Source organism: Xanthomonas boreopolis, assembly GCF_046529185.1.
GTDB lineage: Bacteria > Pseudomonadota > Gammaproteobacteria > Xanthomonadales > Xanthomonadaceae > Pseudomonas_S > Pseudomonas_S boreopolis.
Map to the genome: position 1 here is coordinate 482,776 of NZ_CP097162.1, position 23,651 is coordinate 506,426.

General features: G+C 69.8%; 23 protein-coding genes and 2 tRNA genes. 13 read left to right on the forward strand and 12 right to left on the reverse strand.

Annotated features, from left to right (window positions below; translation table 11 throughout):
* The first annotated feature begins 121 nt into the window (after positions 1–121).
* Both speD and sugE read left to right on the forward strand, forming a co-directional pair.
* The gene (speD, locus tag M3M27_RS02145) at positions 122–916 is read left to right on the forward strand and encodes an adenosylmethionine decarboxylase (protein WP_057646947.1); all 795 of its coding nucleotides are present in this window, start codon (positions 122–124) and stop codon (positions 914–916) included.
* Positions 917–1,121: 205 nt separating this feature from the next.
* Positions 1,122–1,436, forward strand: coding sequence for a quaternary ammonium compound efflux SMR transporter SugE (gene sugE, locus M3M27_RS02150; RefSeq protein WP_434027001.1), 315 nt, complete (start codon positions 1,122–1,124; stop codon positions 1,434–1,436).
* Between the two features lie 134 nt (positions 1,437–1,570).
* Here sugE and coq7 read toward each other — a convergent pair whose 3' ends face one another.
* The gene (coq7, locus tag M3M27_RS02155) at positions 1,571–2,209 is read right to left on the reverse strand and encodes a 2-polyprenyl-3-methyl-6-methoxy-1,4-benzoquinone monooxygenase (protein ID WP_434027002.1); all 639 of its coding nucleotides are present in this window, start codon (positions 2,207–2,209) and stop codon (positions 1,571–1,573) included.
* 194 nt (positions 2,210–2,403) lie between these two features.
* Between coq7 and rplM the strand changes: the two genes are divergently transcribed.
* Complete coding sequence (gene rplM, locus M3M27_RS02160; RefSeq protein ID WP_140725517.1) at positions 2,404–2,832, forward strand: 50S ribosomal protein L13; 429 nt, start codon at positions 2,404–2,406, stop codon at positions 2,830–2,832.
* A 2-nt stretch (positions 2,833–2,834) separates the two neighbouring features.
* Positions 2,835–3,227, forward strand: coding sequence for a 30S ribosomal protein S9 (gene rpsI / locus M3M27_RS02165; RefSeq protein ID WP_140725521.1), 393 nt, complete (start codon positions 2,835–2,837; stop codon positions 3,225–3,227).
* 167 nt (positions 3,228–3,394) lie between these two features.
* Here the strand turns inward: rpsI and M3M27_RS02170 are convergent.
* Both M3M27_RS02170 and M3M27_RS02175 read right to left on the reverse strand, forming a co-directional pair.
* Positions 3,395–3,469, reverse strand: a tRNA-Gln gene (locus M3M27_RS02170).
* A gap of 51 nt (positions 3,470–3,520) precedes the next feature.
* A tRNA-Met gene (locus tag M3M27_RS02175) sits at positions 3,521–3,597 on the reverse strand.
* 118 nt (positions 3,598–3,715) lie between these two features.
* Between M3M27_RS02175 and M3M27_RS02180 the strand changes: the two genes are divergently transcribed.
* The 3 genes from M3M27_RS02180 to bfr all read left to right on the forward strand — a co-directional run bounded on the left by M3M27_RS02180 (position 3,716) and on the right by bfr (position 5,316).
* Positions 3,716–4,324: an RNA pyrophosphohydrolase gene (locus tag M3M27_RS02180; protein WP_140725524.1), complete on the forward strand. Its 609-nt coding sequence runs from the start codon at positions 3,716–3,718 to the stop codon at positions 4,322–4,324.
* 84 nt (positions 4,325–4,408) lie between these two features.
* A complete protein-coding gene (locus tag M3M27_RS02185; RefSeq protein ID WP_140726155.1) occupies positions 4,409–4,618 on the forward strand; it encodes a (2Fe-2S)-binding protein in 210 nt (69 codons plus the stop codon).
* A 227-nt stretch (positions 4,619–4,845) separates the two neighbouring features.
* Positions 4,846–5,316 carry a bacterioferritin gene (gene bfr, locus M3M27_RS02190; protein ID WP_140725528.1) on the forward strand — a complete coding sequence of 157 codons (471 nt, stop codon included), beginning with the start codon at positions 4,846–4,848 and terminating at the stop codon, positions 5,314–5,316.
* Here the strand turns inward: bfr and M3M27_RS02195 are convergent.
* The 3 genes from M3M27_RS02195 to M3M27_RS02205 form a co-directional block, all read right to left on the reverse strand.
* A complete protein-coding gene (locus M3M27_RS02195; protein ID WP_434027938.1) occupies positions 5,289–7,562 on the reverse strand; it encodes an ATP-binding protein in 2,274 nt (757 codons plus the stop codon). The two genes, bfr and M3M27_RS02195, sit on opposite strands and share 28 nt — an antisense overlap.
* Positions 7,563–7,844: 282 nt before the next feature.
* Complete coding sequence (locus M3M27_RS02200; RefSeq protein WP_434027003.1) at positions 7,845–9,746, reverse strand: EAL domain-containing protein; 1,902 nt, start codon at positions 9,744–9,746, stop codon at positions 7,845–7,847.
* 39 nt (positions 9,747–9,785) lie between these two features.
* Entirely contained in the window at positions 9,786–10,409 is a 624-nt protein-coding gene (locus M3M27_RS02205; RefSeq protein ID WP_434027004.1) for a DUF4126 domain-containing protein, read from the reverse strand.
* A 159-nt stretch (positions 10,410–10,568) separates the two neighbouring features.
* Here M3M27_RS02205 and M3M27_RS02210 point away from each other — a divergent pair, with 159 nt between their 5' ends.
* From M3M27_RS02210 to ampE, 5 genes are all read left to right on the forward strand, one after another.
* Positions 10,569–11,309, forward strand: a complete 741-nt coding sequence (locus M3M27_RS02210; RefSeq protein ID WP_434027005.1) for a DUF6776 family protein — start codon at positions 10,569–10,571, stop codon at positions 11,307–11,309.
* A 2-nt stretch (positions 11,310–11,311) separates the two neighbouring features.
* Entirely contained in the window at positions 11,312–11,725 is a 414-nt protein-coding gene (locus M3M27_RS02215) for a bactofilin family protein (RefSeq protein WP_140725541.1), read from the forward strand.
* A 31-nt stretch (positions 11,726–11,756) separates the two neighbouring features.
* Positions 11,757–12,143, forward strand: coding sequence for an iron-sulfur cluster insertion protein ErpA (gene erpA / locus M3M27_RS02220; protein ID WP_140725544.1), 387 nt, complete (start codon positions 11,757–11,759; stop codon positions 12,141–12,143).
* Positions 12,144–12,262: 119 nt separating this feature from the next.
* A complete protein-coding gene (nudC, locus tag M3M27_RS02225; RefSeq protein WP_434027006.1) occupies positions 12,263–13,171 on the forward strand; it encodes an NAD(+) diphosphatase in 909 nt (302 codons plus the stop codon).
* Positions 13,172–13,231: 60 nt separating this feature from the next.
* A complete protein-coding gene (gene ampE, locus M3M27_RS02230; RefSeq protein WP_140725552.1) occupies positions 13,232–14,125 on the forward strand; it encodes a regulatory signaling modulator protein AmpE in 894 nt (297 codons plus the stop codon).
* A gap of 36 nt (positions 14,126–14,161) precedes the next feature.
* Here ampE and M3M27_RS02235 read toward each other — a convergent pair whose 3' ends face one another.
* The 4 genes from M3M27_RS02235 to M3M27_RS02250 all read right to left on the reverse strand — a co-directional run bounded on the left by M3M27_RS02235 (position 14,162) and on the right by M3M27_RS02250 (position 18,665).
* Entirely contained in the window at positions 14,162–14,575 is a 414-nt protein-coding gene (locus M3M27_RS02235; protein WP_218569761.1) for a DUF2752 domain-containing protein, read from the reverse strand.
* Between the two features lie 10 nt (positions 14,576–14,585).
* Positions 14,586–14,921, reverse strand: coding sequence for a CD225/dispanin family protein (locus M3M27_RS02240; RefSeq protein WP_140725555.1), 336 nt, complete (start codon positions 14,919–14,921; stop codon positions 14,586–14,588).
* A gap of 272 nt (positions 14,922–15,193) precedes the next feature.
* A complete protein-coding gene (locus tag M3M27_RS02245; protein WP_434027007.1) occupies positions 15,194–17,080 on the reverse strand; it encodes an MFS transporter in 1,887 nt (628 codons plus the stop codon).
* A gap of 739 nt (positions 17,081–17,819) precedes the next feature.
* Positions 17,820–18,665, reverse strand: a complete 846-nt coding sequence (locus M3M27_RS02250) for a LysR family transcriptional regulator (protein WP_434027008.1) — start codon at positions 18,663–18,665, stop codon at positions 17,820–17,822.
* Between the two features lie 152 nt (positions 18,666–18,817).
* Between M3M27_RS02250 and M3M27_RS02255 the strand changes: the two genes are divergently transcribed.
* Complete coding sequence (locus tag M3M27_RS02255; protein ID WP_434027939.1) at positions 18,818–19,978, forward strand: MFS transporter; 1,161 nt, start codon at positions 18,818–18,820, stop codon at positions 19,976–19,978.
* 1 nt (position 19,979) lies between these two features.
* On the opposite strand, the gene yccS is transcribed toward M3M27_RS02255, so the two are convergent.
* Positions 19,980–22,166 (reverse strand): YccS family putative transporter, encoded by a 2,187-nt coding sequence (yccS, locus tag M3M27_RS02260; protein ID WP_434027009.1) that lies wholly within the window; start codon positions 22,164–22,166, stop codon positions 19,980–19,982.
* 97 nt (positions 22,167–22,263) lie between these two features.
* Positions 22,264–23,550 carry a phosphoribosylamine--glycine ligase gene (gene purD / locus M3M27_RS02265; RefSeq protein WP_140725568.1) on the reverse strand — a complete coding sequence of 429 codons (1,287 nt, stop codon included), beginning with the start codon at positions 23,548–23,550 and terminating at the stop codon, positions 22,264–22,266.
* Between the last annotated feature and the right edge of the window lie 101 nt (positions 23,551–23,651).

The following is a 23,651-nucleotide window of genomic DNA, read 5'->3' on the forward strand; positions in this document are numbered from 1 at the left end:
ATCGTCGGAAGCTTAACGGGACGGATCGTCCAAGGTAAACCACCTTGTGGGGTCGGCGTTTCGTTGCTGGGCACTTTGCCTCATAATTGCCCCTTTCCCGTCTCCCAGAGGACCGACCGCCGTGGTCAAGCCGTTGCCACGCCTGAGGCTGCAAGGTTTTAACAACCTCACCAAGGCGTTGAGCTTCAACATCTACGACGTCTGCTACGCCCGTACCGAGGAAGAGCGCCAGCGCTACATCGAGTACATCGACGAGCAGTATGACGCCGACCGCCTGACCCAGATCCTGACGGATGTGGCCGAGATCATCGGGGCCAACATCCTCAATATCGCGCGCCAGGACTACGACCCGCAGGGCGCTTCGGTGACGATCCTGATCTCCGAGGAGCCGGTCATCGACAAGAAGCAGGCCGGCAAGGAGCTGATCTCCGACGCGGTGGTCGCGCACATGGACAAGTCGCACATCACCGTGCACACCTATCCGGAGACGCACCCGCAGGAAGGCATCGCCACCTTCCGCGCCGACATCGACGTCGCCACCTGCGGCGTGATCTCGCCGCTGAAGGCCCTGAACTACCTGATCGAGTCGCTCGAGTCGGACATCGTGATCATGGACTACCGCGTCCGTGGCTTCACCCGCGACGTGAAGGGCAAGAAGCACTTCATCGACCACAAGATCAACTCGATCCAGAACTTCCTGGCCAAGAACATCAAGTCGCGCTACGAGATGTTCGACGTCAACGTCTACCAGGAGAACATCTTCCACACCAAGATGCACCTGAAGGACTTCGACCTGGACCAGTACCTGTTCGAGGAGAAGGCCAAGAACCTCTCGTTCAAGGAGCGCATGAAGATCGAGGCGCTGCTCAAGCGCGAGATCGAGGAGCTGTTCCACGGCCGCAACCTGGCCGAGTGAGGGTCATATCCGGTTCGGGTGCCGTCCGCTAGGATGGGCACGGTGAATCGAAGGGCGGGACGACCCGCCACGCGGCGCAAGCCGCGGACCAAAGCCGACGGCGGCCCGGTGCGAAAGCGCCGGGCCGTCTGCTTTTTGGCGGTTCCCCGGAAGAACCCGCGTCGCTGCGCGGGATCGGTGTCCCTATTGGAAAAGGAGGTGTCGCATGTCCTGGATCTACCTGTTGCTGGCCGGCCTGTTCGAGATCGGCTTCGCCCTGGGCATGAAGTACTCGGAAGGCTTCAGCAGGCCGCTGCCGACCGTGGGTACGGTGGTGTCGGCGCTGATCAGCCTGTACCTGATGAGCCAGGCGATGAAGACCATCCCGGTCGGCACCGCCTACGCGATCTGGACCGGCATCGGCGCGATGGGCGTGGCCGTACTGGGCATCTTCCTGTTCAACGACAGCGCCTCGCCGGCGCGGCTGGCCTGCGTCGGCCTGATCGTGGCCGGGGTGATAGGTCTGAAGCTCGCCTCGTAGTCTGTCCCGCTGCGCGGGCCAGCCCCCAAAGTTTGCTGTGCAAACTTTGGGCCCCCACTTCGCGGCTGCCTATCCCCGCACCTTCGGTGCGCCCCCTTAACAAAGGGGGCTTTGCTCCAGATGGGGCATGACGTTCAGAGCCGGTAGGCGAGGGTCTTCATCAGCTTCGAGGCCAGCGCCATCGCGGTCGGGATCGGGGGCGGCAGGATGCGCGCGCCGGCCTGCTCGGCATGGTCGGCATGGCGTGCCTCGTCGGCTTTCATCACCTTCAGGATCTCGCGGCTGCGCCGGTCGTCGGGCGGCAGCGTCTCCAGGTGCTCGTCCAGGTGCGCCTCGACTTGGCGCTCGGTCTCGACCACGAAGCCCAGGCTCCACGGGTCGCCGGCCAGTCCGGCGAGGGTGCCCAGCGCATAGCTGCCGGCGTACCAGATCGGGTTGAACAGGCTGGGGCGGCTGTCCAGCTCGCGCAGGCGGTCGGCGCACCAGGCCAGGTGGTCGGTCTCTTCCTGCGCCGCCTCCAGCAGGTGCTGGCGGGTGGCTGGGTCGCGGGCGACCGCGGCCTGGCCGAAGTACAGGCCTTGGGCGCAGACCTCGCCGACGTGGTTGATGCGCATGAGCCCGGCCGCATGGCGCCGGGCGGGAGCGTCCAGGGGCGCGTCGGGCGTGCCGGCGGCCGGGTTGGCGCGATGCGCCGGCGGATTGCCGAAGACCGTGTCGAGCGCGCGCTGGGCTTCGGTCAGCAGGTCGTCGAGCGGGGTGTTCAGGCGCGGCATGGCGGGGGCTTCGGAGGAAGGGCGGCCCCGATTTTCCCCCGGAACCCGGCCCCGGGCCAGCCGCGGACCCGGCGGCTTGAACATGGCGGGGGAAGTGCGTAGAATGCCGGCCCTCTTGTTTCACCCTTCACAACGCGTGGCAAAGTTCCGGCAGCGTCGCCGCCGCAATGAGCCCGACCTACCTTGAGTTCCCTATGAGCACTTTCACTGCAAAGTCCGAGACCGTCCAGCGCGACTGGTATCTCGTCGACGCCTCCGGCAAGACGCTGGGTCGTCTGGCCTCCGAGCTGGCCCGCCGCCTGCGTGGCAAGCACAAGCCCGTCTATACCCCTCACGTCGACACCGGCGACTACTTGGTCGTGATCAACGCCGAGAAGATCGCCGTCACCGGCAAGAAGCTGCAGGACAAGCAGTACCACCGCTTCACCGGCTACATCGGCAACCTGAAGACCGAGACCCTGGCCGAGGCGCTGGAGCGCCATCCGGAGCGCGTGATCGAGATCGCCGTCAAGGGCATGCTGCCGAAGGGCCCGCTGGGCCGCGCCATGTACCGCAAGCTCAAGGTCTACGCCGGCCCGAACCATCCGCACGCCGCTCAGCAGCCGCAGGTCCTGGACATCTAATCATGGCTATCACTCAGAACTACGGCACTGGCCGTCGCAAGTCCTCCACCGCCCGCGTGTTCCTGCGCAAGGGCTCCGGCAACATCACCGTCAATGGCCGTCCGCTGGACGAGTTCTTCGGCCGCGAGACCGCCCGCATGATCGTGCGCCAGCCGCTGGAGCTGACCAAGAACACCGAGAGCTTCGACATCACCGTCACCGCCACCGGCGGCGGCACCACCGGCCAGGCCGGTGCGATCCGCCTGGGCATCGCCCGCGCGCTGGTCGAGTACGACGAGTCGCTGAAGTCCGAGCTGCGCAAGGCCGGCTTCATGACCCGCGACGCGCGCGAGGTCGAGCGCAAGAAGGTCGGCCTGCACAAGGCCCGTCGCGCCACCCAGTTCTCCAAGCGCTGATCCGGCGCCTGGTCCGGGCGGCGCAGGCCGCCCGAACTGGAGTGTTTCCGCAAAGCCCGGCCCAGGCCGGGCTTTTGCGTTTCCGCTCCCGCAAAAGCCGCTCCTGCGGGGATGGATGGGCGGCCAAAGAAAAAGGGCCTGATCTTGCGATCAGGCCCTTTCGGATTTGGCTGCCCCGGATGGATTCGAACCACCGAATGTCTGAGTCAGAGTCAGATGCCTTACCACTTGGCGACGGGGCAATGGATGTACTGCTCCAAGATTATCGCACGCGCGAGGCGGACTGGAAACCTTGGTGGCTATGGGTGGACTCGAACCACCGACCCCAGCATTATGAGTGCTGTGCTCTAACCGGCTGAGCTACATAGCCTAGGGAACCGCTAATTCTGGCGATGCTCCTGGTGGTTGTCAACGGTTGCCTGGCCGGCTTGTGGGCTTCGATCGAGCGTGGCAGAGTCGGGGGCAGTAGATTTTCAGGAGTCCGCATCGTGATCGATCCGGACGGCTACCGGCCAAACGTCGGCATCGTGCTGATGCGGCAGGACGGACAGGTGTTCTGGGCGCGCCGCGTGCGCCGGGACGGCTGGCAGTTCCCGCAAGGCGGCATGAACAGCGACGAAACCCCGGTCGAAGCCATGTACCGCGAGTTGCGCGAGGAAACCGGCCTGTTGCCCGAGCACGTCGAGTTGCTCGGGGCGACGCCCGGCTGGCTGCGCTATCGCCTGCCGGCACGGGCCATCCGCCACAGCGAGAAGCAGGTCTGCATCGGCCAGAAGCAGGTCTGGTTCCTGCTGCGGCTGACCGGGGACGAGTCCCTGGTGCAGCTGGATTGCACCGATACCCCCGAGTTCGACCACTGGCGCTGGGTGGATTTCTGGTACCCGGTCGAGCACGTGGTGGTGTTCAAGCGCGGCGTCTACGCCCGCGCCCTGCGCCACCTGGCGCCGCTGGCGCGCGGCATCGCCGGCGGGGCGGTCGGAATGATGCCCGAGCGCGCCCAGGAAGCTTGGCTGCCCGGCAGCAGCGCCGGGCACGACCGGCCGCGCAAGCGTTCCCGCAAGCGCCGGATGGGGCCGCGCGTGTCCGGGATCGAATGAACGGCCCTGAATTGACAACCATTCTCGTTTTCGTTTGAATGGCCACGCCCCCGATCCTGGGGCGTGAGCCTTGAGTTGTCGAACGTGTACGTATGCATCTGTAACGGGGTCACCGACCACCAGATCCGCGAAGCCGTCGCCAACGGCTGCGCCAGCGTCACCGAACTCACCATGCGTACCGGTTGCGGTTCCAACTGCGGCTCGTGCCTGGACATGGCTGCCGACCTGATCGCCCAGGCGCGCGCCGTGCGGGAATTCCCGTTGCCGATGGCGGGGCTGGCCAGCGCGGCCTGACGCCTACCTCGTCCGCATTCCAATCGGCCAACCGACGGGCAGCGCGGGCAGGCGCCCGGAGCGAGGAACCCGCTTTTCGCCCACCGCCGCGGCCGAGACCGCTCCGGTGGCGGTGGCCATCCCGCCGGGCGAGCCCGGGTTTTGCCTCAAACTGAGCACGATTCGCGTTTCTTCATCGATGCGGCGAAAGCGCTAGAGTGCGCCCGCCCCACCGCTGGAGACGTCGCATGAAAGGCGATACCAAGGTCATCGAGTACCTCAACAAGGCGCTCTACAACGAGCTCACCGCGATCAACCAGTACTTCCTGCACGCCAAGATGCTGAAGAACTGGGGCCTGAAGGAACTGGCCGAGCACGAGTACAAGGAATCGATCGACGAGATGAAGCATGCCGACAAGCTGTCGGACCGCATCCTGTTCCTCGAGGGGCTGCCGAACTTCCAGGCGCTGGGCAAGCTGCGCATCGGCGAGAGCCCGACCGAGATGTTCCGTTGCGACCTGGCGCTGGAGCGCGAAGGCGCCGTGCTGCTGCGCGAAGCCATCGCCTATTGCGAATCGGTCAAGGACTACGTGAGCCGGCAGCTGCTGGCCGACATCCTGGAGCAGGAAGAAGAGCACATCGACTGGCTGGAGACGCAGCTGGACCTGGTGGACCGCATCGGCGAGCCGAACTACCTGCTCACCAAGCTGGAAGACTGATCCGCCTCGCGCGCGGCCGCTGCCGCGAGCCGGCCGGCGTAGCCGATCAGCGCGACGCGGGCGCGCGCGTTCTCCGCGATCGCCAGCGCCACCAGCACGCCGGGCCGGTCCAGCATGCCGGTGCGCGCCGACAGTTCGATCCTGCGCGCGGCGTTGGACAGGGCCATCGCGCCGACATTGGCGCTCGAGGCCTTCAGGATGTGCGCCACGTCGCGCAGCTTCTCGATGTCGCCGGTGGTGGCGGCCGTTTCCAACTGGCCGATCAGGCCGGGCGCGTCCTCCAGGAACAGCGCGATGATGCGCGCGGTTTCCGCTCCGGCCACCTCGCGCAGCTCGTCCAGCACGCCGGTGTCCAGCACCGGCAGCGCGGCCGCCTGGGCCGCCTCGGCGGCTTGCTCGGGCGCCTGCGGGACTGCCGGGGCAAGGGCAGGGGCCGGCGCGCGCCCGGGTTGCGGCAGCCAGCGGGCGAGGCAACTGGCCAGCTGGTCGCGCGACACCGGCTTGGACAGGTAGTCGTCCATGCCGGCATGCAGGCAGCGCTCGCGATCCCCGGCCATGGCATTGGCGGTCATTGCGATGATCGGCAGGGGCCGTGCGGACTGGCCCGCTTCGCGCGCGCGCCAGCGGCGGGTCGCTGCGTAACCGTCCAGGACCGGCATCTGGCAGTCCATCAGCACCAGGTCGTAGGGCTGCTGGAGCATCGCTTCCAGGGCCTGTGCGCCGTTGCCGGCGGTATCGGCCTGGTGGCCCAGCGAGTCGAGGATCTTGCGGGCGACCAGCATGTTCACCGGGTTGTCCTCGACCAGCAGGATGCGGGCGGGGCGCGTCGGCGCGGCCATCGCCGGCGCGGCCGGCTCGGCCTCGACCGCCGGCGCCGGTTCCGGCGGGAACAGCGCGGTGCGGATGCTGGCATCCGGCGCCTGCCGGGGCAGCAGGTCGGGATGGCGCTGGATCTCGTCGGGGAGCGGGTGCTGGCCGTAGAGCCAGATCAGCCGGGGCTGGCCGGATTCCTGGCGCGCCAGCGTGCGCTGCAGCGCACGCGCGCTGTAGCGCAGGGTGTCGTGATCGGCGACCACGATGCGGTAGGCCGGCAAGGTGGCCCCGGCGCGGAGGCGTTCCAGTGCTTCCTGCGTGGTTTCCACGCCCTGCACGTCCAGGCCCCAGTCGCCCAGCAGGCGGCTCATGCGCTGGGACAGCGCGGGGTCGCTGGAAACCAGCAGGACGCGCTGCCCCTGGGCGGTCGCCGCCGGGGCGTCCATGTCGCCGAGCACTTTCAGCAACGGGACCTCGAACCAGAAGTTGGACCCTGCGCCGGGCGTGGATTCCACGCCGATGCGCCCGCCCATCAGGTCGACGATGCGCTTGCAGATCGCCAGGCCGAGGCCGGTGCCGCCATACAGCCGGGTCGTGGAGGCGTCGGCCTGGGTGAAGGAACGGAACAGGCGCGACTGCTGCTCCGGCGCGATGCCGATGCCGGTGTCGCTGACCTGGAAGCGCAGCAGGTGCTGGGCCTTGGCCTCGCCGAGCCGCTGCACCTGCAGGTCGACGTGGCCGCGCTCGGTGAACTTCACCGCGTTGCTGATCAGGTTGCCCAGGACCTGGCGCAGGCGCACCGGGTCGCCGCGCACCGACAGGCGCACCGCCGGGTCGATCCGCAGCGAGAGCTTCAGGCGCTTCTCCTCGGCGGCGCGCTGCATCAGCTGCACCACGCCTTCGAGCATCTCGCGCAGGTTGAAGGTGGTGATCTCCAGCTCGAGCTTGTCGGCTTCGAGCTTGGAGTAGTCGAGGATGTCGTCGACGATGCGCAGCAGCTGCATCGAGCTGGCGGTGGCGGTGCGCAGCATCTCGCGCTGGTCCAGCCCGAGCGGGCCGCGCGCGATCAGGTCCAGCATCGGCAGGATGCCGTTGAGCGGCGTGCGGATCTCGTGGCTCATCGTGGCCAGGAACTCGCCCTTGGCGAGCACCGCCGCCTCGGCGGCCTGCTTGGCTTGCAGCAGCTGCTGTTCGAGCTGGTCGTGGCTGAGCAGCTCCTGGCGCAGGCCATCGCGCTCCTGCTCGACGGCCTTCAGCTGCCCGCGCAACGCCGCCGCCCGCCGGCGTTCTGCGCGCAGGCCGTGGCCGAGCCGCAGGGCGGCCAGCAGCGTCGCCAGGACCAGCGGCGCCAGCAGCCAGGCCCAGGGACCCGGCTGGCGCAGCAACAGGGCCGCGACGCAGCCCAGGGCCGCCACCGCCGCCGCGATCGCCAACCCGAGCGCCGCCGTGCGGTTGGCGGACATGCGCTAGGGCCTGTTAGCGCTATGGGGATGGGCCGTGCTGCCGTATGCGGCCGCGGGCCGGTCGTGCGCGGCGTCGTGGGCGGACCATGATGCGCCCGGCACCGGCCGCCCGTTCGAGCCGCACACGGCATCCCGGAGGGCCGCGCCTGGGCGTGCACGGTGTGGCGTCGTCACTCGATCGTCTACCGACATGAATCCCCTCGTTCTTCCTTGTCCCGCACGGCGTGGCCTGTCCCGATGGCGTTGCAGGCCCTAGAGCACCGCGTTCTGGAAATCGAAGTCCAGGCCCTGGCCGACGGACTGCACCAGGTTGCCCTGGATGAAGTCCACGCCGCTCACCCACATCGCCGCGGCGGCCTGCGCATCTTCGATCTGCTGGCCGATGATCTGCAGGCCGCGCCGGTGCGCCAGGTCGATCGCCTCGCGCAGTTCGCCGCGCATGCGGGTGTCGGCATGGCTGCCGGCGAAGCGGTTGGCCAGGCGGACGTAGCCGAGCGGCAGGTGCCCGAGCAGCGCGTTCGCTTCCGGGCCGGGTTCGTACTGGCTGATGCAGAACTGCACGCCCGCCGGCATCAGGCGGGCGCAGAACCGCTCCAGCGTCACCGCGTGGATCAACGCATCCTGCAGGCGCACGTCGATGACCAGCGAGGTGCCCTGGATCGCGCGCTGCTGGATCGACTGCAGCAGCCATTCGGCGAACGCCTCGCGGGCCAGCGTGCGCGGCGATTGCGAGACGAACAGGCGCAACGGCGGTGTGGCGTGCTGGTAGGTGTGCAGCAGGCCGAGCGCGTGCTCGAGCACTTGCTGGTCGAGGTCGGCGATGCGGCCGGCAGCCTCGGCGGCCGGGATCACCTGCCCGGCCGAGAGCAGCGTGCCGTCGGGCTGGCGCAGGCGCAGCAGCACCTGGTACTGCGCGCCGCCGCCGCCGGCCACCGCGACGATCGGCTGGTAGGCCAGTTCGAGCTGGCCGGCGACCCACTCGAGATGGTCTTCGTTGCCGCGCTCGTCGGCGGGCGAATGGCGCTGTATGCCGCTGCTGTGCAGGCGCGCCTGCAGCGCGGTGCGCTCGACCGCTTCCAGGACGGTGCCGGCATCGCCGAACGCCCCGGGGAGCGAGGCGAAACCGATCGCGCAGCGCAGGTGCACGACTTCGTCGTCGCGGACCGTGAACGGCTGCGCCGCCAGGTGCGCGCGCAAGTCGCGGGCGAAGGTTTCCATGTCCGCATCGGGCATGCCCGGCGCCAGCAGCAGGAAGCTGTTGTCGCTCAGGCGCGCCAGCGCGTGCGATTGCGCGGCCGTGGCCAGGCGGTGGCCGGCCTGGGTCATCAGCCGTTCGAATGTGGCATAGCCGAACCGCTCGCGCAGGCCGAGCGCGCTGGCGATCTCGATGAAGAACGCGCCCCCGGGCATGCGCTCGTCCAGCAGCTGGCCGAGCCTGTGCATCAGGTGGACGCGGGTGGACAGGCCGGTTTCCGGATGGCTGGCCGCGGCGGCCCGGGTGGGCGCGGGTTGCTGGAGCTGGGCCTGCTGGCGCGCGCGGCGGATGCGGTTGGAAACCGCCGCGACCAAGTGCCGGGGACGGATCGGCTTGGTAAGGAAGTCGTCGGCGCCGCTGTCGAGCACCTCGAACTGCCGCTCCGGATCGGGGTCGCCGGTCAGGAACACGATCGGCAGCAACTGGTGCTGCGGCTGCTGGCGGATCAGTGCGGTCAGGCGCATGCCGTCCAGGTCCGGCATGTGCAGGTCCATCAGGATCAGGTCGGGCCGGTAGTCCCCGATCGCCTGCTGCACGTTGGCCGCGACCATCTCCACCTGCGCGTGCATGCCGGCGCCATGCAGCACGCTCTGCGCGAACAGGGCCTGCGAACGATCGTCCTCGACGATCAGGATCCGGTACGGCGCGTCGTTGGCCGCCGCAAGTTCCGGCAGCACGGTGGCGGCGGCAACGGGCGACGGGGGCGTGGCCGGCGGCGGGGTCGCCGTGGCCGGCGCGGGAGCGGGGATGGGGGCGGGCGCGCTGGCGGCCACGGGGGGCGCCTGGTTCTCCCAGCGCCGCCAGTAATCGGCCGGCGGCGTCTCGGCGCGCACGGCATTGCGCCCGCGCGCGTTCGCGTCCTCGCGCACCGGAGAAGGCACCGGATTTCGATCGGCCATCACGTCCCCCAGGTAGAGCCGGCGATTATGCGGTCATCTTCACGGGAGCGGGGAACCGGGATGCCCCGGCGGGGGCTCGCGCAACGGCGCGGTGAGCCGTCGCACGCCGCGCCAGAGCAGCCGCCACGCCCACCACACCAGCAGCGCGCCGACCAGGCTGGCGGCGAGCACGAAAGCCAATGCCAGCCACGGGTGGGCCACGGCCAGGGCGAGCGTGGCGGTGACCACTGTGTCCTCGGCGACCGAGGCGACCCAGTTGCTGGCGGGTTCCGGCGAGGTGTTCAGCAGGGCGCGCGTGCCGGCCTTCAGGCCATGGCTGGCCAGGGCGATGCCCGCGCCGGCGGCGAGCGTGCCGGCGCCCAGCTGGCCGTCGGGCGACAGCGTCGCGGCCGCCAGGAAGGCGCCGGCCGGGACCCGCGCCAGCGTCTGCAACAGGTCCCAGGCCGAGTCCACGCCCGGGATCTTGTCGGCGAAGAACTCGACCAGCGCGAGCGCGCCGGAGGTGCCCAGCACCCACCAGGACTGGGTGGCCTGCAATGCCGGCGGCAGGTCGACCCAGCCGAGCAGGCCGGCGAGCCCGACGCCGAACACGGTCAGGTAGACGCGGATGCCGGCCAGCCAGGCCAGCAGGATGCCGATGACGAACAGGTGCGCTTCGTTCATGCCCAACGCCCGGAGCGGGGAGGGAGGAACTATCCGCCAAGCGCGGCCACGGCGCCAGTCGCCCGCCGGGCGTTCCCGTGCCGTGACGGAACGGTGGTTTACACTGCCGGGCCGCCCGTTTCAGGAACCGGCCGGCGACCGGCCGCGCATTCTCCGACGATGAGCCAGCCCAAGCCCCGCATCCGCTTCATGCAAACCGCCTCGCCGGGCTCGCCGTCGTGGCGGCGGGGCTGGATCGCCGCCATCACGGTGTTGTGGCTGGCTTCGCTCGGGCTGACCTGGTGGTGGGCCGGGCGCAGCGCGGTGCCGCGGCTGGCCGAGGCGGAGGCCGAGCTGGGCCGGTCGCGCGCGCGCGAGGCCGCGCAGGCGCGCCAGATCGAGGAGCTGAAGCAGCGCCAGGTCAACCTAGCGGTGTCGGACAAGATCAGCCGCGCCGCCAATACCGAGATCCAGGCCTCCCTGGCCGAGCGCGACGAGCAGATCGCGGCGCTGCGGGCCGACGTGGCCTTCTACGAGCGACTGGTCGGATCGACCAGCCAGCGCAAGGGCCTGAACGTGCACTCGATCGAGTTCGCGCCGGAGGCCGGCGGGAGCTGGAGCTACACCGCGGTGCTGACCCAGAACCTCAACCGTGGGGCGATCAGCCAGGGCCAGCTGCGCTTCTCGGTGGAGGGCGTGCGCGCCGGCAAGCTGACCACGGTCAGCTGGGACGAGCTGCACCAGAAGCAGAACGTGCCCGGCCAGGATTATTCGTTCCGTTACTTCCAGCAGTTGGAGGGCAGCGTGATCCTGCCCAAGGATTTCACCCCGCAACGTGTGAGAATCTCGCTGTCCGGCGGTGGGGCGCCGGTAAACCAGACCTTCGATTGGAAACGCGTCGGCAGCGACGCGGGGGAATGAACATGTTCGGGAACAAATCCGGCCGGGGAGGCCAGACCGTGGTCGACACGCTGATCGGCGCGCAGGTGGTGATCCGCGGCGACCTGACCTTCAGCGGCGGCCTGTACATCGAGGGCCGCGTGGTCGGCAAGGTGATCGCCGACGAGGGGAGCCAGGCCGCGGTGACCCTGGCCGAGACCGGCATCGTCGAGGGCGAGATCCGCGCGCCGGTGGTGGTCATCAACGGCAAGATGACCGGCGACGTGCACGCCTCCGAGAAGGTCGAGCTGGCCGCCAACGCCCGCGTGCAGGGCAACGTGCACTACCAGGTGGTCGAGATGAGCGCCGGTGCGCAGCTGACCGGGCGGCTGATCCACGCCGGCGCGATCGCGGCGCTGCCCTCGCCCGTGCCCGAAGAGGCGCTGGAGCCGGCTTGATAAGCCGGGCGGACGCCCCCATCTCGCGCGCATGAGTACGCTCGTTTCCCTGCCCACGGCCGCGCCCGCTCCCGACTACCAGTCGCTGGAGCGGCCGCTGAACTTCACGCCGGCCGCCGCCGCCAAGGTGCGCGAGCTGATCCAGGAGGAAGGCAACGCCGACCTGGCGCTGCGCGTCTACATCCAGGGCGGCGGCTGCTCGGGCTTCCAGTACGGCTTCGAGTTCGACGAGAACCGCGCCGAGGACGACCTGGCGGTGGATACCGACGGCGTGACCCTGCTGGTCGATCCGCTGAGCCTGCAATACCTGATGGGCGCCGAGGTGGACTACACCGAGGGCCTGACCGGCGCGCAGTTCGTGATCCGCAATCCGAACGCCAAGAGCACCTGCGGCTGCGGCAGCAGCTTCAGCGTCTGAGCCGCGCCGGCGCCGCGCCTGCCGGTCCGGGCGGCCGGGCGTTCCCGCGCACGGTCGGATAGGTCCCTGGGCGCATGGCGCGGTTGCGATGCCATGCGAATGTCGGCAGGCTTCCGCGGATGCCTAACGATCTTCCTCCTCCGTTTTCGGGCTTCGCCTTCGTCGGCGAGCCGCTCGATCGCGCCGATGCGTTGCGCAACGATGCCGCCGCCGTGGCCGCGCTCTGGGACGAGGCGCGCGTGCTGGTCCTGGACAACGACGGCAATGCCTTCGCCGACGCCGACGGCCAGCCGTTCGCGCTGACCGGGGCCGAGCTGGGCGGCGGCCCCGGCACGGCGATCTTCCTTGGGTTGCAGGACGGGCGCGGCTGGTTCTGCGTGGACGCGGCGACGGTCGCGGCGCAGGCGCCGGGCCGGATCGACCTGCGCCAGGCGGCGGCGAGCTGGGACACGCGCGCGTCCAGCGCCTTCGCCTACGCGCGCGGCATGTCCTACTGGCAGGCGCGCACCCGTTTCTGCGGCGTCTGCGGCGGCGCGATCGAGTTCCGGCGTGCCGGGTTCATCGGGCATTGCGCGCAATGCGGCAACGAGCACTATCCGCGCGTGGACCCCGCGGTGATCGTGGCGGTCTCCGACGGCGAACGCCTGCTGCTGGGGCGGCAACCGAACTGGCCGCCGCGCCGCTACTCGGTGATCGCCGGCTTCGTCGAGCCGGGCGAGTCGCTCGAACAGACGGTGGCGCGCGAGGTATTCGAGGAGACCCGGGTCCGGGTCGCCGGCTGCCGCTACCTGGGAGCGCAGCCATGGCCATTCCCGGGCGCGCTGATGCTGGGGTTCGAGGCCGTCGCCGATCCCGGCCAGGTGCCGCAGGTGGACGGCGAGCTGGAGGACGCGCGCTGGTTCGGCCGCGAGGACGTGGGCGCGGCATTGGCGCGCGACCGCGAGGATGATGGCGAGGGCATCCGCCTGCCGCCGCCGATCTCGATCGCGCGGGCGCTGGTCGAGCACTGGTTCCACGCCCGGGACTGACCTGGGCGATAACGCGGCCGTTGCCGGCGCTCGCATAGAATCGGTCCAGGAGGATCCGACATGTTCACCACCCTGGTCGCCGTGATCGTCGCACTCGCGTTGGGCCATGTCGCTCCGGCACTGGCGGCATCGCTGCGCCGTTTCGCCTGGCTGGAGCGCTGGGTGGGCTGGCTGGACGCGCACGCCGGCGGGCTGGCGGCGTGGCGTGGCGTCTATGGCGTGGCGCTGGTGCTGGCGCCGCCGCTGCTGCTGGTGCTGGCCGTGCAATGGGGACTGTCCGGCATCGGTTTCGGGCTGCCTTCGCTGGCGCTCGGGATCGGCGTGCTGGCCTGGACCTGGGGGCCGCGCGACCTCGACCGCGACGTGGAAGCGGTGATCGACGCCGAGGAGCCTTCCTCGCGGCGCCTGGCGATCGCCCACCTGCAATCGGCCGGCGGCAGCCTGCACGAGGACGCGCCGTCGCTGGTGGCCGCGGTGGTGGTCAATGCATTGCGGCGCTGGTTCGCGGTGATGTTCTGGTTCCTGCTGCTCGGGCCGGTGGGCGCGGTGCTGTACCGGCTGAGCGCGCAACTGGTGGAGGGCGCGCTGTCCGAGCGCCTGCCCGCGCGCCACCTGGAAGGCGCGCACCGGCTGCTGGCGGTGCTGGAATGGCCGGTGGCGCAGCTGATGGCGCTGTCGATGGCGCTGGTCGGCAATTTCGACACGGTCTACCGGGCCTGGCGCGAGGCCCATGGCAATCGCTGGTCGCTGGAGCCGGCGTTCCTCGGTGCGGTGGCGCGGGCCAGCGTCAGCGCCGAATTGCGCGAAGAGGCGCACGACTACACCGATGCCGGCCTGGTGCCGGTATGGCGTCGCCTGCCCGAGCTGCGCGATGCGATGAGCCTGGTCTGGCGCGTGCTGCTGCTGTGGATGGTGGTGCTGGCGCTGCTGGTGATCGCCGGCTGGGTGGCCTGACGGGGCCGCGGTGCCCTGGCGCGGGGCGGCGGCGCGCTAGATGGGCGCGAGCCAGGTGAACGGCGGCCACGGCAGGTTGCGCGCCACCCAGTACGTGGGCAGCAGGACCAGCCACAGCTTGGGTTCGAGCACGACCCGCATCAGCGGCTGCAACGGGCGCGGCTGCCAGCCGGACGACCAGGCCGCCATCAGCGGCATCAGCGGCAACGCGATCATCGCCAGCGGGTTCATGTGGAAGGCGCGGGCGATGTCGCCGTGCACGAGCGCGTGCAGGGCGCGGGTCAGCCCGCAGCCGATGCAGTAGTGCCCGGTCAACGCATAGAACATGCAGGGCGGGAACGGGTTGCCCGCCACGTTGGGGTCGTAATGGCGCAGCACCCAGACGCCGGCACCGGCCGCGAGCGCGGCCGATGCCAGTCCGGTGACCTTGAGCCAGGCCGGGGCCTTCAAGTCCGCGCCCTTACTGCTGGTACTGCTGCAGCATTTCCATGTAGGCCTGGGTGCCGCCGGTGGCGAACCAGACGATGTTGATGACCAGGCCGACGATCGCCAGCGCGGTCGCGACCCAGCACCAGGTCTTGGCGGTGTTCGAGGCGCGCCGGGCGCCCTCGATGTCGCCCTGGTTGAGCAGCGTGGTGACCTTGCTGGAGAACACGATGGCGACGATGCCGATCAGGCCGACCGGGCAGCACAGGCAGGTGGCCAGGATGGTCGAGATGATCGACCACGCCAGGTGGTTCGGGATCGGCTCGGAGGCGGCGACCGGTGGCGGGGTGACGGGAGGAACTGCGCTCATGTGGAACTCCTGTTTCCTTGGGTGGTGATGCAGGGTGGGCAGGGCTTGCGGGGGCAAGAGGGACGAGCGGCGGACGGGGCGTCGCGCCGGCGCCATGGCAGGGTGACGGGGCCGCGGAGGCGGCGGCCGGCGGCGACGCTGATCGATGTCGACATGGCCCTCCCCCGTGGCGGATGCCTTTCCGTGTGCAATGCAGTGGAGCCCCTGCAGCGTGCTTGCCGGTACAGCGTAGCGATGGCCGCGGCGGATCGCAAAGGCGATCCGCCACGGGCTCAGGCATGCTCGCCGCGCAGCGCGCGCACGCGCGCTTCCAGGGCCGCGGCGCTGCTGCCGCCGGGCATCGGCTCGCCGGCGGCCACGTCGACGTGCGCGCGGAAGCGCCGCGGCAGGCGCATGCGGCGCATCCGCGAGTCGCGCCGGCTCCACATGCTCGACCACATCCCGCGCAGCGCCATCGGCACGACCGGCACCGGCCGGCGCGCCAGGATCCTCTCCACGCCGGACTTGAACGGCGCGATATCGCCGTCCTTGGTCAACGCGCCCTCCGGGAAGACGCACACCAGCTCGCCCTCGGCCAGCGCCGCGTCGACCGCATCGAACGCGCGCTGCATCAGCTCCGGGTCCTCCTTGGCGCCGGCGATCGGGATCGCCTTGGCGGTGCGGAAGATCCAGCGCATCACGGGGATGTTGAAGATCTTGTAGTACATGACGAAGCGCACCGGGCGCGGGATCGTCGCCGACAGGATCAGCGCGTCCATGTAGCTGGCGTGGTTGCAGACGATCAGCGCGGCGCCTTCGTCCGGCACGTGTTTCTCGATGCCGTGCAGGCGCAGCCGGTACAGCGTGCGCACCATCATCCAGCTCAGCAGGCGCATCAGGAACTCGGGCACGATGCTGAAGATCCAGATCGCCACCAGCGTGTTGGCGATCGCCAGCGCCAGGAACACCTGCGGGATGGTCCAGCCGAGGAAGCGCTGCACCGCGATGCCGAGCACCGCGGCGGTGACGATGAACAGCGAGTTCTGGATGTTCAGGCCCGCGATCACCCGCGACAGCTCGGCCTTGGGCGTGCGGCTCTGGATCAGCGCGAACAGCGGCACCACGAAGAAACCGGTGAACACGCCGATGCCGACCAGGTCGAACACGATCCGCCCGCTGCCCGGCTGGCGCAGGAACTGGCCGATGTCCAGGCCAGCCAGCAGCGCATGCCCCGGACGGGCGAAGTAGAGGTCGAGCAGGAACGCGCTGATGCCGAACGCACCCAGCGGCACCAGGCCGATCTCGACCGTGCGGCCGGACAGCTTCTCGCACAGCAGCGAGCCGGCGCCGGTGCCGATCGAGAACAGCGCCAGCGCGAACACGTACAGCTCCTGGTGGCCGCCGAGGTTGATCTCCGCGTAGCTGGGCAGCTGCGCGGTCAGCACGGTGCCGATGAACCAGAACCAGGACACGCCGAGGATGGCGTTGCGCACCGCCGGCGTCCTGCGGGTCAGGCGCATGATCGCCAGCGACTCCGGCAGCGGGTTCCAGCGCACCTTCAGCCCGGGCGCGCCGGCATCGACCTTCGGGATGAGCCGGGCGCAGAGGTTGCCGCACACCGCGATCGCGATCACCGCGGTGGCGGCCGTTTCCGGCCCGTGCGTGCCGGCGATCTGGAAGATCAGGCCGCCGACGATCATGCCGCACAGGATCGAGATCGACGTGCCCATCTCGACCAGGCCGTTGCCGCCGGTGAGTTCCTCCGGCTTGAGCACGGCCGGCAGGATCGAGTACTTCACCGGGCCGAACAGGGTGGACTGCAGCCCGGTGCAGAACAGCGCGACCAGCAGGACCGGCATGTTCTGGGTCAGGAAGCCGACCGCCGCCAGCGACATGATCCCGATCTCCATGGTGGTGGTGATCACGATCAGCTTCTGCTTCTCCAGCCTTTCCGCGATCTGGCCGGCGATGGCGGAGAACAGGAAGTAGGGCAGGATGAACAGCGCCGGGGCGAGGTTGGTGTAGAGCGTGCGCTGGGCTTCGTCCACGCCCAGATAGAACAACAGGCCGATGATGGCCTGGCGGTAGACGTTGTCGTTGAAGGCGCCCAGGGCCTGTACGGCGAAGAACGGCAGGAAGCGGCGTTGCTTCAGGAGGGCGAACTGGCTGTGGCTGGACATGCAGGCTCCTTTGCGGACGCGCGCAGCCTAGCAAATCGGATGGGGTTCTGATTGCGGGGTGGGAGGTTAGTTGGGGTTGCTGTCGCTGACGATGGCGATTCTTGCTTCCGCTCCATCCATACGGCCACGGCATCTCACCGCCTCGCGCCATCCCACTACCGCCATTCCCGCAAGGCGGGAATGGCTTTTCAGCAGCCGAACGGCTGATCATCCAGGGACGTGATTTTGGCTTTTGGGGCCTTTGCAATAAAGCTAAAAGCTTTCGCCTTGCGGCGAGTTACCTTTCTTTGCTTGTGCACGCGCGCCGCAGGAGCGGCGCCGCACGGCGGAGCCGGCCCGAAGGGCGCGGCACAAGGATGTGCCGCGTAAAGAAAGGTAACCCAAAGAAGCGCTTCACAGCAGCCGAACGGCTGATCAAGCACACCCCGCCTTCGCGCCCGCAGCTACGCTGCGGGTTCGCGGAGCCGATGGGATTTTCGGACGCGACCTCCTGTCGCGGCCGAAAACGGCGCACTCGTCCGCTATGCGGACGAGTCCGGGGCATTCGCCGCGCGGCGAATGCCCGCCCGCCGGGGCGAAGCGGTGCTTCGCCTTTTTCCGGCGAGCCCCTGTGCACCGCCCTTCGGGTTTTTCCCATCGTCTCCGCCGCTACGGAGGGGGCCCGGTAGGTCAAAGTCAAAAACGGAAAACAAGATCACGAGCAACAGCAACAGCAACAGCAACGCCGTTGCTTGTTCGCTTAGTTCTTCTCGTACCGCTCGCGCAGTAATGCCACGAAGGCGCGGGCGGCGGGAGTGGGGTCGCGGTGCCAGCAGGCGTAGGTGAGGAAGCGGAACGACGGGGTGAGCTTGACCATGGCGATGCCGTCCATGGTCTCGGCGGTCGTCTGCGGCAGGATCGAGATGCACAGGTCCTCGGCCACCAGCTGGCGGATGAGTTCGGCATGGGTGGCTTCGTACTGCAGGCGCTGGCGCAGGCCGGCCTCGGCGAAGGCACCGTCGATGATGCCGCGCACGCCCGCGCCCGGGCTCAGGCCGGCCATCGAGGCGTCGTCGAGCTCGCGCAGGGCGACGCTGCGGCGGCGCGCGAAGCGATGGCCCGGCGCGGTGATCAGCGCCAGGCCTTCTTCGTGCAGCAGCAGGCGTTGTTCCGGCAGTTCGACCTGGGTGCCGACGCCGACCAGGGCCACGTCCAGCTGGCCTTCGGCGAGATCGCGCAGCAGCGCTTCGCTCATGCCGGTGCGCAGGTGCACGTCCACCTCGGCATGGGCGCGGCGGAACTCGCTGAGCAGTTCGGGGATCCACACCGTCATCAGCGACGAGATCTGGCCGATGTTGATGCGCCCGCGCACCACGCCCACCGCCTGCGCCATTTCGTCCTGCAGGCGCTGCGCGGCGCGCAGCGTCCGGCGGGCGTTGTGCAGGAACACCTCGCCGGCCGCGGTGACGCGCACCCCGCGGTCCTCGAGCTTGGCGATCTGGTGGCTGAGCGCGGACTGGACGGTGCGGCAGCGCGCGGCCGCGGCGGTGAAGCTGCCTTCCTCGGCGACCGCCACGGCGAACTCGAGTTGGCGCAGGCTGAACATGAAATCACGAAACGAGATGGATACGGTGAAAACAATACATTGGAAAGATGGCGAGGGCAGGTCCAGACTGGCGTTCCGCGATATTTCCCCGGTCTCCCGTGAACACCTCCCCCTCCTCCCACAACGCGCTTTCGCGTGGCCTGGTGCTGCTGATGGCGATGGCCACCGGCCTGGCGGTGGCCAGCAACTACTACGCCCAGCCGCTGCTGGACCTCCTGGCGCGCGACTTCGGCATCAGCGTCGGCCATGCCGGGCTGGTCGTCACCGCCGCGCAGCTGGCCTACGCGGCCGGCCTGATGCTGGTCGTACCGCTGGGCGACCGGCTGGACCGGCGCGTCCTGATCGTCGGCCTGTACGCGTTGAGCGCGGCCGGGCTGTTGATCAGCGCCAGCGCGCACAGCTTCGGGTGGCTGCTGGCCGGCACGATGCTGACCGGCGCCTGCGCGGTCAGCGCGCAGGTGCTGGTGCCGTTCGCGGCCACGCTGGCCGCGCCGCACGAGCGCGGCCGCGCCGTGGGCACGGTGATGAGCGGGCTGCTGCTGGGCATCCTGCTGGCGCGCACCGCGTCCGGCCTGCTCGCCGGGCTGGGCGGCTGGCAGACCATCTACTGGGTCGCCGCGGCGCTGATCCTGGTGGTGGCCGGCCTGTTGTGGCGCGGCCTGCCGCCGCACCCGGGCCAGGCCACGCTGTCGTATCCGCGGCTGGTCGCCTCGGTGCTGGTGCTGCTCCGCGACGAGCCGGTGCTGCGCGCCCGGTCGGTGCTGGGCGGGCTGCTGTTCGCCGGCTTCAGCATCTTCTGGACCACGCTGGCGTTCCTGCTTTCGGGGCCCGGCTACGGCTACGGCACCGCGACGATCGGCCTGTTCGGCCTGATCGGCGCCGCCGGCGCGCTGGCCGCGAACCTGTCGGGCAAGCTGTCCGACCGCGGAGCCGGGCACTGGGTCACCTGGGGCGGGTTGCTGATGCTGCTGGCGTCCTGGGGATTGCTGGCGGCCGCCCCGCATTCGCTGGTGGCGCTGGTCGCGGGCGTGCTGCTGCTCGACGTGGCGGTGCAGGGCGTGCACATCGGCAACCAGAGCGTGATCTACCGCCTGCATCCGGCCGCGCGCAACCGCATCACCTCGGCCTACGTCACCTGCTATTTCATCGGTGGCGCGGTCGGTTCCAGCGCCGGCGCCTGGGCGTACGCCGCGGCCGGGTGGAACGGCGTGGTGGTCGCGGGCGCGGCCCTGGCGGCGCTGGCGTTGCTGTGGACGCTGCTGACCGTGCGCCACGAGTTCAACGACGCGGCCGAGCCGGCGTCCTCGCCCTGAATCAGGTCCCGGCGTCGACCACCGCGGCGGCGGCCGCACGCAGCTTGGGCAGCAGCCGCAGCATCAGCGCCAGCTGGGTGTTGACCAGTTGCTGCTTGGCCGGCAACGCGGCCTCGCCGGCGGGCGCGGCCTCGAGCCGTTCCGCCAGGGCCAGCTCGGCCGGCTCGTTGCCGACCGGCAGTTCCTGGCGCTGCGACAGCGCCTGCGCGATGTTCCCGAACATGCGCTGCAGGTAGCTGCCGGCTTCCGCGACGGCGCCGCCGGTGGCGTCCTCGGCCAGCTCGGCGCGGTGCGCGCCGAGCGCCGAGAGATAACCGAGCAGGGTGCTCGACAGCGCCAGGAAGCGGAAGCCCGCGTCGAGGTTGCGGCGATAGCGGCCGGGCTCGCGCAGCATGTTCGACAGCGCCGCGGAGAGCGCGGCGTCGGCGTTGTGCATGTCGCGCCGGGCGATGCGGTAGGGCAGGTCGTCGCGCATGCCGCTGCGGTACTGCTCCAGCACCTGCGCCAGGTAGCGCGCGCAGGCGGCCAGTACCGTCGACATCACCACGTTGAGGCGGCGGCCCTGCCAGTCCGGCAGGATCAGGAACGAGGCGGCCGCGGCGATCGCACAGCCGATCAGCGTGTCGACCAGGCGCGGCCAGATCAGCACGAAGCCGTCGCCGATCAGGTTGAAGCACAGCAGCGCCATCACCGTGATCGCTGCCGTGGCCAGCATGTAGCGATCGGTGCGGGCGATGAAGAACACCAGCGCGCCCGCCAGCGCCAGCAGCAGCTGCAGTTCGGTGCCCGGGAACAACTGCATCACCGCCCAGGTGGCGACCAGGCCGACCAGGGTGCCGACGATGCGCTGGACCAGGCGCAGCCGGGTGGCGCCGTAGTTCGGCCGGCACACGAAGGCGGTGGTGAGCAGGATCCAGTAGCCGTTGTCGGCATGGATCAGCTTCATCAATCCGTAGCTGACCGCCAGCGCGATCGCCATGCGCAACCCGTGCCGGAACAGCACCGAGGTGGGCGTGAGCTGGCGGCCGATGCGGGTGGCCATCTCGCGCAGCGTGTGCGGCGAGGAATCGCGCAGGCGGGTGTCGACGGTCTCGCCGGTGGTGTCGGTGCGTGTGGCTTCGGAAAGCCTGCGCTCGATGGTCTGCAGGTTGGTCACCAGCAGTTCCAGCGAGCCGAGCAGGCGCGCGAGCCGGCCATCGCCGCGCGCATGCAGGAAGTCCAGCGAGGCGCGCAGGTCGGCGGTGGCCTGGGCGGTGCGCTCGCCGTACTCGAACGGCCGGCGCAGCCGGATCGCCTCGCCGAGCCGGGCGCAGGCCTTGCCCTGCAGGCCGAGCAGGCGCTGGCAGCGGTACAGCACGTCGCTGTGGAAGAAGGCCTCGGTCAGCGCCTCGTACGGATAGTGCGAGGAACTGGCGCGCTCATGGAACTCCTGCGCCATGTAGTACAGGCGGAAGTACACGCCGGATTGCACGCCGGGCCGGCCCGAGCGCCCGAAGCGGCTGATGATCGCGTTCTTGGCGGCGTTCAGCGCGGCGACCACCCTGGCGTTCTGTTCGGCCAGCGCCAGCCGGCGCGCGTGCAGGTCGCTCTGCCGCACCGGTTCGAACAGGTCGGCCTTCAGCTCGATGAAGCGGCCCAGTTCGAAGAACAGCTGCGCCAGCCGCTCGCGTACCGGGCGGTTGGCGAACAGGACCGTCCACAGGATCGACAGCAGGCCGTACCAGCTCGCGCCGAGCAACAGAAGCCCGACGCCGTGCCAGGCGGCCTCGGGGCTGCGGCTGCCGTGCTGGTCCATGCCGAGCATCGCGTAGATCGACAGCGCCACGGTGGCCTGGGCGAGCGAGGCGTAACGCTCGCCGAGCGCGCCCAGCAGGGTCAGCGCGAACGTGGACAGCGCCAGGCTCAGCACGAACGGCAGCGGATAGGGGAACAGCAGCACGACCGCGGCCGCGGCCGCGGCGAAGCACAGCAGCGACAGCAGCACCGCCTTGCCGCGGCCCAGCCAGTTGTCGTCGGTCTCGGCGATCGCGCTGGCGATGATGCCGAGGAAGAGCGCCGGTACCGCCTGCAGCTGCTGGTGCTGCCAGCACGCGCCCATCACGGTAGCCAGCGCGATGAACACGCGCAGCCCGTAGCTGGCCTTCTCGTGGGCCCACAACTGGCCGAGGCGGGAGTCGAGGCGGTTCATGCACGCTGCGCAGGGGACCGGCCGGCATTATCCCGGCCGGATCCGCGGGCGGGAAGCGCCGCCCGGCCTGGGCATGGCGGCGCGTGCGGGAACGCGCTCAGCCGCGTTCCCGCTCGATCGCGCGCCAGCCGATGTCGGTGCGGTGGAACTCGTTGGCCCAGTGGATCCGGGCGACGCCCGCATAGGCGTTGCGCTGCGCGTCCGACACGCTCTCGCCCAGCGCCGCCACGCACAGCACGCGGCCGCCGGCGCTGACCACGTTGCCGGCCGCGTCCAGCGCGGTGCCGGCATGGAAGACCTTGGCGCCGGCCGGGACCGCGTCCAGCCCGGCGATCACGTCGCCGGTGGCCGGCGATTCCGGGTACGGCCGCGCCGCCATCACCACGCCCAGCGACGGCTGCGGCGTCCAGCGCGCCTCGGCCTCGTGCAGCTTGCCGTCGATCGCCGCCTCGACCAGGTCGACCAGGTCGGACTGCAGGCGCAGCATCACCGGCTGCGTCTCCGGGTCGCCGAAGCGCACGTTGAATTCGATCACCTTGGGCGCGCCGTGGCGGTCGATCATCAGGCCCGCGTAGAGGAAGCCGGTGAACGGCACGCCGTCGGCGATCATGCCCTGCACGGTCGGCTCGACCACCTCGCGCATCACCCTGGCGTGCACCTCGGGCGTGACCACCGGGGCCGGCGAATAGGCGCCCATGCCGCCGGTGTTGGGGCCGGTGTCGCCGTCGCCGACGCGCTTGTGGTCCTGCGAGGTCGCCATCGGCAGCGCGTGCGTGCCGTCGACCATCGAGATGAAGCTGGCTTCCTCGCCGTCGAGGAACTCCTCGATCACCACGCGCGCGCCGGCATCGCCGAAGGCGTTGCCCGAGAGCATGTCGCGCACCGCGGCCTCGGCCTCGGCCAGTGTCATCGCCACGATCACGCCCTTGCCGGCGGCCAGGCCATCGGCCTTGACCACGATCGGCGCGCCCTTCTCGCGGACATAGGCCAGCGCGGCGTCCACGTCGGTGTGCACTTCGTAGAACGCGGTCGGGATGCCGTGGCGCTTGAGGAAGTCCTTGGCGAACGCCTTGCTGCCTTCCAGCTGCGCGGCGGCGGCGGTCGGCCCGAAGATGCGCAGGCCGGCGGCGCGGAAGCGATCGACCACGCCCAGCACCAGCGGCACCTCGGGGCCGACCACGGTCAGCGCCACGCCTTCGTCCTGCGCCAGCTTCAGCAGGCCGTCGAGATCGGTGACCTTGACCGGCACGTTGCGGCACTTGGCCTCGGTGGCGGTGCCGGCATTGCCGGGCGCGACGATGACTTCATCGACACGCGGGGATTGGGCGAGCTTCCAGGCCAGCGCATGTTCGCGGCCGCCGGAGCCGATGACCAACACTTTCATAGCAATCTCTCCGAAGGAAAGCTCCCTGAGTCAGGGGGCGATTCGCGCCGGAGGCGCGAATGGGGGTGTGGGAGCGCAGGGCTGGGGCCCGAAGTTTGCGC

Bases quoted from the DNA above. Each gene is read 5' to 3' on its own strand.
- sugE (WP_434027001.1), top strand. From the start codon at position 1,122: ATGTCCTGGATCTACCTGTTGCTGGCCGGCCTGTTCGAGATCGGCTTC.
- coq7 (WP_434027002.1), bottom strand. From the start codon at position 2,209: ATGCCGCGCCTGAACACCCCGCTCGACGACCTGCTGACCGAAGCCCAG.
- rplM (WP_140725517.1), top strand. From the start codon at position 2,404: ATGAGCACTTTCACTGCAAAGTCCGAGACCGTCCAGCGCGACTGGTAT.
- rpsI (WP_140725521.1), top strand. From the start codon at position 2,835: ATGGCTATCACTCAGAACTACGGCACTGGCCGTCGCAAGTCCTCCACC.
- bfr (WP_140725528.1), top strand. From the start codon at position 4,846: ATGAAAGGCGATACCAAGGTCATCGAGTACCTCAACAAGGCGCTCTAC.
- M3M27_RS02200 (WP_434027003.1), bottom strand. From the start codon at position 9,746: ATGGCCGATCGAAATCCGGTGCCTTCTCCGGTGCGCGAGGACGCGAAC.
- M3M27_RS02205 (WP_434027004.1), bottom strand. From the start codon at position 10,409: ATGAACGAAGCGCACCTGTTCGTCATCGGCATCCTGCTGGCCTGGCTG.
- M3M27_RS02210 (WP_434027005.1), top strand. From the start codon at position 10,569: ATGAGCCAGCCCAAGCCCCGCATCCGCTTCATGCAAACCGCCTCGCCG.
- M3M27_RS02215 (WP_140725541.1), top strand. From the start codon at position 11,312: ATGTTCGGGAACAAATCCGGCCGGGGAGGCCAGACCGTGGTCGACACG.
- erpA (WP_140725544.1), top strand. From the start codon at position 11,757: ATGAGTACGCTCGTTTCCCTGCCCACGGCCGCGCCCGCTCCCGACTAC.
- nudC (WP_434027006.1), top strand. From the start codon at position 12,263: ATGCCTAACGATCTTCCTCCTCCGTTTTCGGGCTTCGCCTTCGTCGGC.
- ampE (WP_140725552.1), top strand. From the start codon at position 13,232: ATGTTCACCACCCTGGTCGCCGTGATCGTCGCACTCGCGTTGGGCCAT.
- M3M27_RS02240 (WP_140725555.1), bottom strand. From the start codon at position 14,921: ATGAGCGCAGTTCCTCCCGTCACCCCGCCACCGGTCGCCGCCTCCGAG.
- M3M27_RS02245 (WP_434027007.1), bottom strand. From the start codon at position 17,080: ATGTCCAGCCACAGCCAGTTCGCCCTCCTGAAGCAACGCCGCTTCCTG.
- M3M27_RS02250 (WP_434027008.1), bottom strand. From the start codon at position 18,665: ATGTTCAGCCTGCGCCAACTCGAGTTCGCCGTGGCGGTCGCCGAGGAA.
- M3M27_RS02255 (WP_434027939.1), top strand. From the start codon at position 18,818: ATGGCGATGGCCACCGGCCTGGCGGTGGCCAGCAACTACTACGCCCAG.
- yccS (WP_434027009.1), bottom strand. From the start codon at position 22,166: ATGAACCGCCTCGACTCCCGCCTCGGCCAGTTGTGGGCCCACGAGAAG.
- purD (WP_140725568.1), bottom strand. From the start codon at position 23,550: ATGAAAGTGTTGGTCATCGGCTCCGGCGGCCGCGAACATGCGCTGGCC.